At 35.5% G+C, this 13,424-nt stretch carries 14 protein-coding genes; 10 read left to right on the top strand and 4 right to left on the bottom strand.

What is annotated here, in order from left to right; all coding sequences use genetic code 11:
• The first annotated feature begins 78 nt into the window (after positions 1–78).
• The 5 genes from FB551_RS07515 (at position 79) to FB551_RS07495 (ending at position 3,872) form a co-directional block, all read left to right on the top strand.
• Positions 79–1,065 carry a phosphatase PAP2 family protein gene (locus tag FB551_RS07515; protein ID WP_052186946.1) on the top strand — a complete coding sequence of 329 codons (987 nt, stop codon included), beginning with the start codon at positions 79–81 and terminating at the stop codon, positions 1,063–1,065.
• 140 nt (positions 1,066–1,205) lie between these two features.
• Positions 1,206–1,928: a 3-deoxy-manno-octulosonate cytidylyltransferase gene (gene kdsB, locus FB551_RS07510; protein WP_047429951.1), complete on the top strand. Its 723-nt coding sequence runs from the start codon at positions 1,206–1,208 to the stop codon at positions 1,926–1,928.
• A gap of 81 nt (positions 1,929–2,009) precedes the next feature.
• The gene (locus tag FB551_RS07505; RefSeq protein WP_047429954.1) at positions 2,010–2,672 is read left to right on the top strand and encodes a hypothetical protein; all 663 of its coding nucleotides are present in this window, start codon (positions 2,010–2,012) and stop codon (positions 2,670–2,672) included.
• A gap of 34 nt (positions 2,673–2,706) precedes the next feature.
• A complete protein-coding gene (locus tag FB551_RS07500) occupies positions 2,707–3,282 on the top strand; it encodes a glutathione peroxidase (protein ID WP_142016479.1) in 576 nt (191 codons plus the stop codon).
• 74 nt (positions 3,283–3,356) lie between these two features.
• Positions 3,357–3,872: a VOC family protein gene (locus tag FB551_RS07495; RefSeq protein ID WP_310018614.1), complete on the top strand. Its 516-nt coding sequence runs from the start codon at positions 3,357–3,359 to the stop codon at positions 3,870–3,872.
• Positions 3,873–3,976: 104 nt separating this feature from the next.
• Here the strand turns inward: FB551_RS07495 and FB551_RS07490 are convergent, their stop codons facing one another.
• Positions 3,977–4,633: an NAD(P)H-binding protein gene (locus tag FB551_RS07490; RefSeq protein WP_142016476.1), complete on the bottom strand. Its 657-nt coding sequence runs from the start codon at positions 4,631–4,633 to the stop codon at positions 3,977–3,979.
• Positions 4,634–4,748: 115 nt separating this feature from the next.
• On the opposite strand from FB551_RS07490, the gene FB551_RS07485 reads away from it, so the two are divergent.
• A complete protein-coding gene (locus FB551_RS07485; protein WP_142016473.1) occupies positions 4,749–5,102 on the top strand; it encodes an MmcQ/YjbR family DNA-binding protein in 354 nt (117 codons plus the stop codon).
• 82 nt (positions 5,103–5,184) lie between these two features.
• On the top strand, positions 5,185–5,676 hold the full coding sequence (locus FB551_RS07480; protein WP_226798646.1) for a hypothetical protein: 492 nt from the start codon (positions 5,185–5,187) through the stop codon (positions 5,674–5,676).
• Positions 5,677–5,685: 9 nt separating this feature from the next.
• On the opposite strand, the gene FB551_RS07475 is transcribed toward FB551_RS07480, so the two are convergent.
• Positions 5,686–6,735, bottom strand: coding sequence for an acyltransferase family protein (locus FB551_RS07475; protein ID WP_142016471.1), 1,050 nt, complete (start codon positions 6,733–6,735; stop codon positions 5,686–5,688).
• Positions 6,719–7,645: a bifunctional riboflavin kinase/FAD synthetase gene (locus tag FB551_RS07470; protein ID WP_142016466.1), complete on the bottom strand. Its 927-nt coding sequence runs from the start codon at positions 7,643–7,645 to the stop codon at positions 6,719–6,721. Before FB551_RS07470 ends, FB551_RS07475 begins: the two co-directional genes overlap by 17 nt.
• A 287-nt stretch (positions 7,646–7,932) precedes the next feature.
• On the opposite strand from FB551_RS07470, the gene atpD reads away from it, so the two are divergent.
• The 3 genes from atpD to FB551_RS07455 all read left to right on the top strand — a co-directional run bounded on the left by atpD (position 7,933) and on the right by FB551_RS07455 (position 10,710).
• Positions 7,933–9,441 carry a F0F1 ATP synthase subunit beta gene (gene atpD / locus FB551_RS07465; RefSeq protein ID WP_034697748.1) on the top strand — a complete coding sequence of 503 codons (1,509 nt, stop codon included), beginning with the start codon at positions 7,933–7,935 and terminating at the stop codon, positions 9,439–9,441.
• Between the two features lie 88 nt (positions 9,442–9,529).
• Positions 9,530–9,811, top strand: a complete 282-nt coding sequence (locus FB551_RS07460) for a FoF1 ATP synthase subunit delta/epsilon (RefSeq protein WP_047429970.1) — start codon at positions 9,530–9,532, stop codon at positions 9,809–9,811.
• Between the two features lie 80 nt (positions 9,812–9,891).
• A complete protein-coding gene (locus FB551_RS07455; protein WP_047429973.1) occupies positions 9,892–10,710 on the top strand; it encodes a hypothetical protein in 819 nt (272 codons plus the stop codon).
• A gap of 374 nt (positions 10,711–11,084) precedes the next feature.
• Here FB551_RS07455 and FB551_RS07450 read toward each other — a convergent pair whose 3' ends face one another.
• Complete coding sequence (locus FB551_RS07450; protein ID WP_142016463.1) at positions 11,085–13,274, bottom strand: B12-binding domain-containing radical SAM protein; 2,190 nt, start codon at positions 13,272–13,274, stop codon at positions 11,085–11,087.
• Positions 13,275–13,424: the final 150 nt, after the last annotated feature.

The raw sequence follows: 13,424 nt of genomic DNA, 5'->3' as shown, positions 1-13,424 counted from the left end.
CATTTTGTAAGATACTTAACAAGGAATTATCTTTGAGGCTTTTACACACCTGAATATAATAAAGTCGAAAATTACACGATGAAAAAACTGAGATTTCTACTCTTACCAGTTTCAATACTGGTATGCTCACAAGAGGTTGATACATTGAAGGTACAGGAACTTCCCAAAGAAGCTGAGCTGCCAAAAGTACAAACTTACACCTTGAAGGACGGATCTGTCCGAACTTATCCCAAGCCTAAATTATTGGATTTTGTAACCAAATTACCCAGAAACTTTATCAATACCAATAAAGATTTTGTAGCAAAAGACCATGCGTATTATCTGGGAGGTGCTGTTGCAGCGACGTTGATTCTCCTGCCATTTGATCAGAAACTGATTGACAATTCAAGAGAGCTGGCAGAAAAATGGGGAATGGATAAGGATAACAACTATCACAAAGTAGGAGGTGTTTTTAAAATTCCTAAAGATGTCGGATCTACACTGTACCTGATCGGTAACGGATCTACATTAGTATTATTAGGGATTGGTTTCGGAACCTATGGATTGATAAAAAATGATTACAGAGCTCAGGCAACTGCCAGTGGTTTAATGGAAAGTTTAATTCTTTCCGGAGTTTTTACCCAAACCCTTAAAAGAATTACAGGAAGAGAAAGCCCGTTTATTGCAGAAGAATATGGTCATAAAGGCGGGGCGTGGAATCCGTTTCCAAGCTTTTCTGCATTCAGTAAAAATACCTCGAATTACGATGCAATGCCTTCAGGCCATTTAACCACCTTTATGGCTGGGATCACGGTGATAGCAGATAACTATCCGGATGCAAAATGGATCAAACCTGTAGGATATACGCTGGCAGGAGCATTATGCTTTCAAATGATGCAGAGTAAAGTTCACTGGGCTTCAGACTATCCTTTAGCCTTATTAATGGGATATTTTATAGGGAAAACAATATCAAAAAGCAGATATACTTCATCAGAAGGAACTATTGGAAAAACAAAATATAATCTCAATTTTGTTGCATCCCGCCAATGGGAATACAATATGGTAGGTGTAAAACTCTCTTTTTAAACTGCTGAAATCTCTGTTTTGTAGAGTAAATAAGATACTTTTCACTACATTTGGTCTCAGGATAAAGGATTTATGCGGACTTTTACAGATGTCGGAATGAAACCTCCTGATTTAAAAAGAATTACTTAATATTGTATTGAATGAAAATAATAGCTGTTATCCCTGCACGTTATGAGGCAAGCCGTTTTCCAGGGAAATTAATGCAGATTTTAGGAGAAAAAACCGTTATTACCACAACCTATGAGAATGTAGTGGAAACCGGGCTGTTTGATGAAGTATTTGTTGCTACAGACTCTGAAATTATTTTTGATGAAATCGTAAAAAATGGTGGTAAAGCCGTAATGACAGGGCAGCACGAGACCGGAAGCGACCGTATTGCTGAAGCAGTGCAAAACATAGACTGCGATATTGTGATCAATGTTCAGGGAGACGAACCCTTCCTTAAGCTGGAGCCATTACAGCAATTGATTGAAGTTTTCAGAAATGATGACCAACAGGAAATATCTTTAGCTTCTTTAAAAATACAACTGCATGAAAAAGAAGAAATTGAAAACCCTAATAATGTAAAAGTGATTACTGATAACAATGGTTTTGCTTTATATTTTAGCCGTTCTGTAATCCCTTTTCACAGAGAAATTTCTTATGATGTAAGTTATTTTAAACATATTGGAGTATATGCTTTCAGGAAAGAAGCCTTACTGCAATTTTCAAAGCTGGCTATGAAACCTTTGGAAATATCCGAAAAGATTGAATGCATCCGGTACCTTGAATATGGAATGAAAATCAAAATGATAGAAACCAATTTCGTAGGAGTAGGCATTGATACTCCTGAAGATCTTGAAAAAGCCCGAAAACTGATCTGAAATTAGCAAATTGATCTTTGTATTTTGCCTTTTTGCAATTTTACGTAAATCCCCCTATATTTGAATCTATAAATAAAATTAATGAAGAAGTTATTATTAGTATTTGGACTGATATTTTCGCATGTGATATTCGGACAGACCGCAAAGGAAATTATTGACAAGAACATTGAATTATCCGGAGGTTTAACCAATTGGAAATTATTAAACTCAGTATTGCTTCAGGGAAAAGTAATATTGGGAATTAAAGATGAATATCCGATAAGAATTTTTCAGCAACGTCCAAATCTTACTAAAACATTGATTACTACAGGCGGAAAAGAAACCGCAATAGAAGGTTTTGATGGCACCAAAGGCTATGCAATGAATTATGCAGCCAACAAGCTTCAGGAATATCCTGAATATGTGCCGGAAAGTTTTGATAATGATTTCATTGATTGGGAAAATAAAGGTTTTGATGCCAAATACCTTGGAAAAGAAAAAGTAGGAGAAATCTACTGCCACAAGGTAGAACTTACCAAGAATGTAAATAAGAATATGTATTATTTCGATACAAAAACTTATATGTTGATCAAAGAAGTGAAAAAAGATGAAACGCTGATCTATTCTGATTTTAAAAAAGTTGGAAACATTATTATGCCTTTCAGAATTGAATCTTCAAGTGCTAAAAAAGACGGAGATTACGTGATGTTATTAAACAAAGTAGACATCAATAAAGTATTTCCGGCTAATATTTTTAAGTTTTAATTCAACTGCAGTTCTCTGCATACAATTATAAGACATGAAAAAGATTTTTTTACTGCTGCTTTCTTTCATAGCATTTCTGCAAAGCTGCACTAACCAGAAAAGTGAAATTTCTAAAGCTAAAACTACAGAACTTATGGGAAAAACAATATATGACTTCAAAGTAGAAGGTCTTGATGGCAAAGAAATCAATTTTGCAGATTTTAAAGGAAAGAAAATCCTGATTGTTAATACTGCTTCAGAATGTGGGTTTACACCACAGTATACAGATCTTGAAAAGGTATATGAACAATATAAAGATAAATTGGTAGTGATAGGATTTCCTGCAAATAATTTTGGAGGACAGGAACCTGGAACCAATACCGAAATCGGAGCTTTTTGCCAGAAAAATTATGGAGTAACATTCCCAATGGCCGCTAAAGTTTCTGTAAAAGGAGATGATACGGCACCCATCTTTAAATATCTGACTGAACAGGAATTGAACGGAGTAAAGAACACAAGCATCCTTTGGAACTTTACCAAGTTCCTGGTGGATGAAAACGGAAAACTGATTGATTCTTTTGTAAGTACTACAAAGCCTACTGATCAAGCTATTACAAAATATCTGAAATAAAGATAAAAAACTATATTTTTACAAGTGGGTGGTTTGCATCCACTTTTTTTATTTAAATCCTAATAGTATACTCTATGAAAAAAGTAATTTTTACCCTTTGTATCCTGGCTTCTTTTATGTTAGGATTTGCCTTTAAGGCCGTTACAGAAAAAAAGTCTTATAATATGAAAAGAGTTACCGGCATTGGCGGAATCTTTTTTAAGTGCAAAGATCCTAAGAAAATGCGGGAATGGTATGAAAATCATCTTGGACTTAGCACCAATCAGTATGGAGCTGTATTTGAATGGTTTCAGGGTGCTGATAACTCTAAAAAAGGATTCAGCCAGTGGAGTCCCTTCAGTGAAAAGACAAAATATTTTCAACCTTCTGAAAAAGATTTCATGATCAATTACAGGGTGGAAAATCTTGAAAAACTGGTTGAAAAGCTAAAACAGGAAAATATAACTATTGTAGATAAGATTGAAACTTATGAATATGGAAAATTTGTCCATATCATGGATATTGAAGGTAATAAAATAGAACTTTGGGAACCTAACGATATTGAATATGAAAAATTAGGACAAAAAATGGGCAGCAAAACAACAAAATAGGTAATAGATGATGGGTAGGTTTTCGGGAAATTACTAAAAAGGTTTTCATTTTTAACATGAACCACATTACCTCGCATCCTGAACCTCGTATCTTGCATCCCGAATTATTCATTACTCTTCTCCGCAAAACAAAAAATATTCCCCAGTTTGATACTGGAATAGCCGTTGCTCTTTATTTTTGAAGAATTGATCATGGCCTTTGCCAGAATATCTGTCGGCAGAGGTTTTTGACTTTCTAATAACCCCAGTTTATTAGCGAATTTGATAATGCGGCTTCCCAAAACCTCTCCGGTTCTTTCAGAGTCTTTTCGTTCAAGCATTCCCGGCTTAAAAATAGTGATCTTATTGAAGTGCAGTTGTTTGACAGCTTCTTCCAGTTCGCCCTTCATTTTGGAATAGAAAATCTTAGACTGGGGATTCGCTCCGTAAGCTGAGACCAGAATATAATCTTCCACTTCATTGTCTTTCGCAGCTTTTGCAAACTCATATTGGTAGTCAAAGTCTACTTTTTTCTGGGCTTCTTTGCTTCCGGCATTCTTTAAAGTTGTTCCCAGACACGAAAACGCCACATCTCCTTTCACCATATCTTTCCATTCCTCCGGTTTTTCAAAATTCACTATATGAACTTTTAGTTTATCATTTTGAATATCAACAGGCTTTCTTACAAAGATATCCACTTCATCAAACTCTTTGTCATTCAATAACTGACGGACAAGATCTTTTCCTGTGGCACCTGTAGCACCTATTACCAGAGCTTTCATAATAATTGTGGTTTTGTGAGATTATTTGTTTCTTAAATTTACTAAATTTGAATCAAAGATTCAAGAATTAATTTGATCATTACCCATTACTTATCACTCATTACTCATATTGAATATGGATGCCAACGAAATTTTAGATTACTGTCTTGCCAAAAAAGGAGTTACGGAAAGTTTTCCGTTTGATAATGAAACTCTTGTAATGAAAGTAGACACCAAAATGTTTTTACTGATGGGACTTGAGAGACAGCCGTTGGCCCTTAATGTAAAAACAGATCCTGAATGGAGCGCAGAGCTTCGTGAGCAATATCCTCAGATTACAGGCGCTTATCACATGAATAAGACCCACTGGAATTCTGTAACTGTTGATGGATTGAAAAGAGATCTGATCTTTAAACTTATTGATCAGTCCTATGATCTTGTCTTTAAATCCCTGACTAAAAAAGCTCAGAATGAAGTCAATTCATTATAGTACATAAAATAAATTGAGGAACGGAATTTGTTATCTATTACCGGTGAAATAATATATTTAACATTAATAAAATAAATAACAAATGAGAAATCACCTTTTATTATTCTTAGTAGTAGGCGCATTCATGTTGTCAGGCTGTACCAAGCCGGTAAATAAGAACACTACGGAAAAAAGCACAGTTGCTGTATCGTCCTCTGAAAAATCTCCCGAAACTCTTACAATAGAATTTTCAGGGACAGACCCATTTACCATTAAAAATGCACGGCTCAAAGTCAGCTTATATGGAATGGATGAAAAGCTGGCCGATGCTCCTGCTTCTTTAATTACAGAACAGGAATATGAACAGAAATCAATACCTTTCACCATCAACCTGCCAATACCGAAAGATGCAGAAAATAAGATTAATCCAAAACCTTCCGGCCCTGCAAAATACTATATAACCATAAGCTGGGATTCTGATGGAAACGGAAAAGCAGATGAAAAAGGAGATATCTTTATTGATTATGATAAACAGTTCCCGAATGTAAAACTGAATAATGAAACCCAGAAAATCTACTTAAAAGTATTAAAATAAACCAAAAGGCTATTCCGTGAGAATAGCCCTTTTCGTTAGTAAATCTTTATATTCTAATGCTTTCTTTTCAATAAGATGCCAGGAAGCATATCCGAACAGGATAGATAGCGGTAATGAAAATATAAATAACATAGCTGTATCCAGTTTAAAGAAATACATCAATGTCTGCTGTATAGGGAAAGAATAAATATAAATCCCATAGGAAGTATCCCCAATAGTCTCTCCAACTTTATTAAGATATGGGGTAGAGCTCTTTCCAAGAAGAATTACCAGCAGGGGCAGAGTAATATAGGAGGTATACTGATTAATATTTAAATAAACACTGGCAATAAGAACAGCGAAAGAAACTATAATGAGGATGTTTTCTGTTCTTTTACTGGTATTCAGATAAGCCATGATCATTCCTCCGGTAAAAAAGCACATCAGATTATAAAAGTGATTAGTTCCCAATGCCAACTTGAGCAATAATCCGTAAAGAAAATAAGGATAGAAGATGCTTAAAACATAACTTGAGATAAATAACAGAATGACAGCGGTTTTCACAAATGTTTTTCCCCGGATAAAGAACAGCAGTGAAACCATGACGTACATGCTGAATTCATAGCATATAGTCCACAAACTTCCATTAATGCTGTGCTTGTAGGGATTGTTTTCAAAAACGCCGTCGATACCTTTCTGACGGAAAAATAAAGTGATATTTTGTGGGATATAAGTGTATACAGAAGCGTTCTGTAAATAAGGTACAGAACTTTCATACACAAAAGGAGCCAGTAAAACGGTAAGAAAAAGTACAACTAACAATGCCGGAAAAAGTCTTAGAAGCCTTTTCCAGTAAAAATCAGGAAGACCTTTGCAGCGCAGCAGACTTTTAAAAATTAAGTATCCTGAGATAATAAAAAAACCGTGAACTCCCAGATAAGAAAATTCCATCTGGCCGTTGGTAAGTTGTGACAGAGGATCACCGTGAGACGACCCTGAAAGAGCATAGGAATGGGAAATGACAACAAAACTTGCAAAAATAAGCCTTAGAAAGTCAAAATTATTACTCCTTGAAATCATATATCTGTGTTAATCTTTTATCCTCATCCAGTCTTTCAATCAACTTGTCAAGACCTTCAAATTTGATTTCATCATGAAGAAAATCCCTGAAACTTACCGTAATCTTTTCATCATAGATATCATCATCAAAATTAAGGATATAAACCTCCACAGTTAGTTTTTCTCCATTTACCGTCGGATTGGTTCCGATGCTCAGCATACCTTTATACTGGTTGCCCTTTACGAATACTTCAACAATATAAGCTCCCTTTTTAGGCAGTAGCTTGATGGATTCAGTATCAATATTTGCTGTCGGATATCCAATGGTTCTCCCAATCTTTTTCCCATGAACTACAGTTCCGGAAACAGAGTAGAGGTATCCCAACATTTCGTTGGCCTCTTTAACATTTCCTGCTAAAAGTGCATTACGTACTTTCGTGGAACTGATATTATTTTCATGAATATTGATAGCTTCCATTTGCTCTACTTCAAAATCAAGTTCTTTTGATAATTTCTGAAGAAGCTCAAAATTTCCGCTTTTATTTTTTCCGAAAGAATGATCGTATCCTATAATAAGGTACTTTACATTCAGTTGATCAACTAAAATCTCACGTACAAATTCCTCTCCCGTAAGGTTTCTGAATTCTTCATCAAATTCTTTCAGGAACAAATTATCAATGCCATATTTTTCTACCAGCTGTTTCTTTTCTTCCAGTGTATTCAGAAGCTTTAAATCTTCATTCGGATTGAAAACAAATCTTGGATGAGGCCAGAAAGTAAGGATTGCAGTTTCCAGGTTGTTTTCTGTGCCTATTTTAGCCAGTTCATCGATAATACTCTTGTGCCCTAGATGTACCCCGTCAAACATTCCTAAAGATAATGCTAAAGGCTTCTGTGAGGAGTAATCTGTAAAATTCTTGAAAACTTTCAAAACGGAAAAATTTTGATTGCAAATATAAAACCTTTATTTTTAATGTAACGGAGGGAATCTGAAAATTTGAAAATGAAAATTTTGAAAAATATCCTACATTATATTATACTATAATAATAACAAATGACCGAATTGCAATTTTGCTGTTAAATATAATGATAAATATTGAATTCTACGCATTAAATGACAAACTCATTCATATCCTGAAAAGCATGATAAAAATCTTTTTTTTACCAATTGCGGGTTTATGAAGAATCACTATATTTGCACCAAGAAAAAATTTAGCAATGGCAAACCAAATTAAAGGTAAAATTTCTCAAATTATTGGTCCGGTAATCGACGTTGTCTTCACAGATGTGGAAGCTGTTCCAGCAATCTATGACGCGTTAGAAATTACAAAAGAAAACGGTGAAAAAGTAGTTTTAGAGGTAGAACAACATATTGGCGAAGATACAGTAAGATGTATCGCAATGGACGCTACTGACGGTCTTAAAAGAGGGCAAGACGTAATTGGATATGGAAATCCTATTATGATGCCAATCGGAGAGGCTGTAAACGGAAGACTATTCAACGTTGTTGGTGATGCTATCGATGGACTTCAAGATATTTCTAAGGATGGTGGTCTTCCAATTCACAGACCAGCTCCAAAATTTGATCAATTATCAACTTCAGCAGAAGTTTTATTTACAGGTATTAAAGTAATCGACCTAGTTGAGCCTTATGCAAAAGGAGGTAAAATTGGATTGTTCGGTGGTGCCGGTGTAGGTAAAACAGTATTGATTCAGGAGTTGATTAACAATATTGCAAAAGGACACGGAGGTCTTTCTGTATTCGCCGGAGTAGGTGAAAGAACGAGAGAAGGAAATGACCTTCTGAGAGAGATGTTGGAATCAGGTATTATCAAATATGGTGATGATTTCATGCACTCTATGGAAAACGGAGGTTGGGATCTTTCTAAAGTAGACTTAGAAGCTATGAAAGATTCAAAAGCTGCATTCGTTTTCGGGCAGATGAACGAGCCGCCAGGTGCAAGAGCTAGAGTAGCACTTTCTGGTCTTACATTAGCTGAGTACTACAGAGATGGTGGAGAAAGCGGACAAGGTAGAGACGTACTTTTCTTCGTAGACAACATCTTCCGTTTTACACAGGCTGGTTCTGAGGTATCTGCACTTCTTGGTCGTATGCCATCAGCGGTAGGTTACCAACCAACGCTAGCTTCTGAAATGGGTGCGATGCAGGAAAGAATTACTTCAACTAAAAATGGTTCAATTACTTCAGTACAGGCGGTATACGTACCTGCGGATGACTTAACTGACCCGGCTCCTGCAACTACGTTTGCTCACTTGGATGCAACTACAGTACTTGACAGAAAGATTGCTTCATTAGGTATCTATCCAGCGGTAGATCCACTTTCTTCTACTTCCAGAATCCTAAACCCTGAAATTTTAGGTAATGATCACTACAACTGTGCTCAAAGAGTAAAAGAAATCCTTCAAAGATATAAAGCTCTTCAGGATATCATCGCAATCCTTGGTATGGAAGAACTTTCTGAAGAAGATAAAGCTGTTGTATACCGTGCAAGAAAAGTTCAGAGATTCTTATCTCAGCCTTTCCACGTAGCTGAACAGTTTACAGGTATTCCAGGATCATTGGTAGATATCAAAGATACAATCAAAGGATTCAACATGATTATGGATGGTGAATTAGATCACTTACCAGAAGCAGCTTTCAACTTGAAAGGAACCATCGAAGAAGCTATCGAAGCAGGACAAAAAATGTTAGCTGAAAACGCTTAATAATTAGACATAAAGATAACAGATACAAGACATGAGACTTTAAGGTTGTCTGAAATCTGAAATCTGAAATCTTCAAATCTAAATTAAAATGAATATAAAAATTTTAACACCAGAATACGTAGTTTTTGAAGGAGAGGTAGATTCAGTATTATTGCCTGGAAAAAATGGTGAATTTCACATCATGAAAAACCACGCAGGAATTGTTTCTTCTTTAATCGGAGGTGATGTAAAGCTTTTTGCTAATTCTATTGATGAGGCTTATGCTAAAAACTTCACTAAAGAATCCGGAAAAGACTCTGTTTTTGCTTATGCTATCAAAAGCGGTGTTGTAGAATTTAATCATAATAAAGGAATTATCCTTTGTGAATAATTAAATGAAAAGCTAAATATATTTTCAAGAAAGTGTAACTTTGTGTTACACTTTTTTTATTTAGGTAAAAGTCTGATGGTATGAAGAAAGGCATAATCATATTCTTTACAGTTCTGGGTGTTTTCCTCCATGCTCAGAATATCAAAACCAAGAGAGGGATTATTAATCTTGACGGCATTCCGGTAGCTAAGCTCTCCAACAAATCCAGCGAATATACGTTTATGGATCTGAAGGAGACCCCGATGTATACTATAAAATTCATTGATAAAAGCATCGTTGACTCTGTTCGCGACAGCTATATCAGCATCAATAGAGTCTATAACCGGGAGAAAACAATTGAGATTGATTACTCATCACCTTCTGCATTTTCCGGAGAAGAAAAATCTGCAGTCTTTACATCAGTTAAGGATCTTAAAATAATTGATAACAAAGGGATCAATGTTAAAAATCTTGATGAGCTTTTCTCCAATGTACCTAAAAGAAAGCTGGATGCTAAAACGAAAGATGCGTATGCCATCCGAAAGAAAATTGATAAGATGAATATTGAGGTCAATAAAGTAGGAGAGATCCTTAGTAATGGCGTTCCGGTAGGATATTTTACCAATTTACCCGTAAGCTTCGGTTCGGAAGATACCATCATGGATAAGACCTCTATAGATATTGAGATCTATGACGCTAAAAGTAAGCTTATCGGAAGATATATTACGACCACAAAACAGTTAAAGACAGCGGGTGGAAAATCTTTTACCATATACAAGGAAATGTCCGGGAGAGCTTCTATTTTAAAATTTCCAACCTATAAAGCATTAGCTGAACGTATGGCCATTATGGACCCCAATTTTATTAAAGTACAGGAGAAAGTGTCGGTTGGGACTGTAACAAAAGAAACCCCTAATTAAAAGAAATATATTTTTATATCAATAGGAACGGGCTTTAGCCCGTTTTTTTATTATAGATCAAATTCATCCGGCTTTAGCCGAAACTTATAAGGATCTCGTTAGTCTTTATCAACCACCCCGTCAAAAAATTCTTTGAATTTTCGCCACCCCTCCGGTGGAGGGGAATATTTTGCCGGTTTATATATGGTAGTTAAAAATTCGGATTTGATCTTTCTGTATGAAAAATTTACTCTCTTAAATCAAAATAAAAATCTGTGTAAATCCGTGTAATCTGTGGTAGATTATAATTCAATCAAGTTTTATTCATCCAGACAAATAAGAATTCACAGAAAATTCAGCAATTTTAAAAATTCCTGAGAAAAAAGTGGAAATTTTTATAAACTTAAAATCACGCCATTTTCCTTCAATTGCTGCATCGGTTTTGAGAACCAGAATAATTCAAAATCTTCGAAATTTTCTTCAAATTGATTCTTAAGTTGCTGAACAGTAGGTTTTTTATAATTTTCAATTGAATTATCTTGCAGTACACTCATCAGCCATTCTGCCTTTTCCTCTTCCAGCTCAACCTTTACAATATTGGTTTTTAAGTGGAATGTAAGAAGCGTATACGTACCAGAATATTTCTTTTTATTTTTTACGCGATTCTCAGCGATTACATTTTTCGTCAGAAAGATAACTTTGGAATTTCCTTTCAGACTAAATTGTCCATCTTCCAAAAGACAGTCGTGAATATAATCCGGATGAATTGTTGTTCTTGGAATTTTAAAATCAAACCACTCCTGAAGCGGCAGTTCAAAATTTACTCCATGCATATAATTGAACAAAGATTTTTTTAACCCGAAGCTGAACTTATTATGATCAATTCCGGTTTTATCTTTAAAATCAATATCATTATTGGCAAACAAAATTTCCTGTTTTACCGGAATGACTCCAAAATCTTCCGGACTTATTCCTACAGGGGAATGAGCTGTCATGGCAAACTGATGCCAGAACCCACTTTGAAGAATTCCCATCTCAAACATCTGTCTGATCATTTCCAGAGAATCAATAGTTTCCTGGACGGTTTGGGTAGGGTAGCCATACATGAGATAGGCATGCACCATAATTCCTGCTTCTGTAAAATTTCTGGTTACATTGGCAACCTGTTCCACAGAAACTCCTTTATCAATTAATTTCAGCAATCGGTCGCTGGCCACTTCAAGACCACCGGAAACAGCCACACATCCCGAAAGCTTCAGAAGGTAACATAAATCGCGGGTAAAGCTTTTTTCAAAACGGATATTGGTCCACCAGGTCACTACAAGATTTCTTCTGAGAATTTCCAGGGCAACCTCTCTCATAAGGGCAGGTGGAGCAGCTTCATCTACAAAATGAAACCCTGTTTCGCCCGTTGTTTTGATCAGTTCTTCAATTCGGTCTACGAGAATTTTAGCAGAAATAGGCTCGTAGATTTTAATATAATCTAAAGAAATATCGCAGAATGTACATTTTCCCCAATAGCATCCGTGCGCCATTGTAAGTTTGTTCCAGCGTCCGTCGCTCCATAAGCTGTGCATTGGATTGGCAATTTCAATAACGGAAATATACTGATCCAGTTTTAGATCTGTATAATCGGGAGTTCCTATTTCAGACTGTTTGAAGTCATGTCTTTTAGAATTATTTTTGTAGACGACTTCATTCTTTTCGAGAAGAAAGGTTCTTTTAAACTCACCTTCGTATGTAGCAATTTCTAAATTTTGGTGAAGAAGTTCCAGCGGAAGTTCACCATCATCTAAAGTAATAAAGTCAAAAAATTCGAAGACCCTCTGATCTTTGACTTCTCTTAATTCTGTGTTGGGAAATCCTCCTCCCATAGCAATTTTAATGTGAGGATAATGCTTTTTGATCCATTGGGCACATTTGAATCCTGAATACAGGTTACCAGGAAACGGAATGGAAAAACAAACAAGCTTTGGCTGAACAGTTTCAATTTTTTCCTGAAGAATTTTTAACGTAAATTCATCAATAAATGTGGGTTCACCAGATAGTTTTGAATAGAGTTCATCAAAAGAATTGGCACTTTTTCCAAGGCGTTCTGCATATCTGCTAAAACCAAAATCAGCGTCTATATTTTCTACAATATAATCGGAAATATCTTCCAGATACAAAGTTGCCAGATGCTTGGCTTTATCCTGAAGACCCATATTTCCAAAAGCAAACTCCATATCATCCAGCTGATTGAAACGGGAAGCTTCGGGAAGAAAGTTCATACTGCAGATCTGCCTGGCCAGTGTAGGTGTTTTTCCCTGTAAAAAAGGAATAACCTGATCTATTGTTTTTAAATATTCCTCTCTTAAGGCATAAATTCTCTGGGAATTTTCAGAGGTGTTCTGAAGATCAATTTCTTTATTGAAAACCTTCCGGATTCCATCCTTTGAAAACAACTCCAAAATAACATCGATCCCCAAATCTACCTGGTAACTGGAAATATTTTTGGTATTTAAAAATCCTTTAATATAAGCCGTTGCAGGATAAGGAGTATTAAGCTGGGTAAAAGGCGGAGTAATAAGAAGCAGGTCTTTCAACAGAAATTTTTTGCAAAGTTATTCTAAAGTTTTTTTAGAAAAAAATTTTTTCCCCTGATTATAAACAGTGAGAAAAAGTCGCAGAGATATTGCATTTATTAAAATCTGAATCCATCCCAATTCTTTTCATTTTCAATCTATAGAAATAAC

The sequence above is a fragment of the Chryseobacterium aquifrigidense genome, assembly GCF_006716485.1.
Lineage (GTDB): Bacteria > Bacteroidota > Bacteroidia > Flavobacteriales > Weeksellaceae > Chryseobacterium > Chryseobacterium vietnamense.
This window is presented reverse-complemented; position numbering and strand designations above follow the sequence as displayed.

Coding starts and splice junctions, on each gene's coding strand:
- kdsB (WP_047429951.1), top strand. CDS start 1,206: ATGAAAATAATAGCTGTTATCCCTGCACGTTATGAGGCAAGCCGTTTT.
- FB551_RS07485 (WP_142016473.1), top strand. CDS start 4,749: ATGGATGCCAACGAAATTTTAGATTACTGTCTTGCCAAAAAAGGAGTT.
- FB551_RS07515 (WP_052186946.1), top strand. CDS start 79: ATGAAAAAACTGAGATTTCTACTCTTACCAGTTTCAATACTGGTATGC.
- FB551_RS07480 (WP_226798646.1), top strand. CDS start 5,185: ATGAGAAATCACCTTTTATTATTCTTAGTAGTAGGCGCATTCATGTTG.
- FB551_RS07500 (WP_142016479.1), top strand. CDS start 2,707: ATGAAAAAGATTTTTTTACTGCTGCTTTCTTTCATAGCATTTCTGCAA.
- FB551_RS07490 (WP_142016476.1), bottom strand. CDS start 4,633: ATGAAAGCTCTGGTAATAGGTGCTACAGGTGCCACAGGAAAAGATCTT.
- FB551_RS07460 (WP_047429970.1), top strand. CDS start 9,530: ATGAATATAAAAATTTTAACACCAGAATACGTAGTTTTTGAAGGAGAG.
- atpD (WP_034697748.1), top strand. CDS start 7,933: ATGGCAAACCAAATTAAAGGTAAAATTTCTCAAATTATTGGTCCGGTA.
- FB551_RS07455 (WP_047429973.1), top strand. CDS start 9,892: ATGAAGAAAGGCATAATCATATTCTTTACAGTTCTGGGTGTTTTCCTC.
- FB551_RS07505 (WP_047429954.1), top strand. CDS start 2,010: ATGAAGAAGTTATTATTAGTATTTGGACTGATATTTTCGCATGTGATA.
- FB551_RS07475 (WP_142016471.1), bottom strand. CDS start 6,735: ATGATTTCAAGGAGTAATAATTTTGACTTTCTAAGGCTTATTTTTGCA.
- FB551_RS07495 (WP_310018614.1), top strand. CDS start 3,357: ATGAAAAAAGTAATTTTTACCCTTTGTATCCTGGCTTCTTTTATGTTA.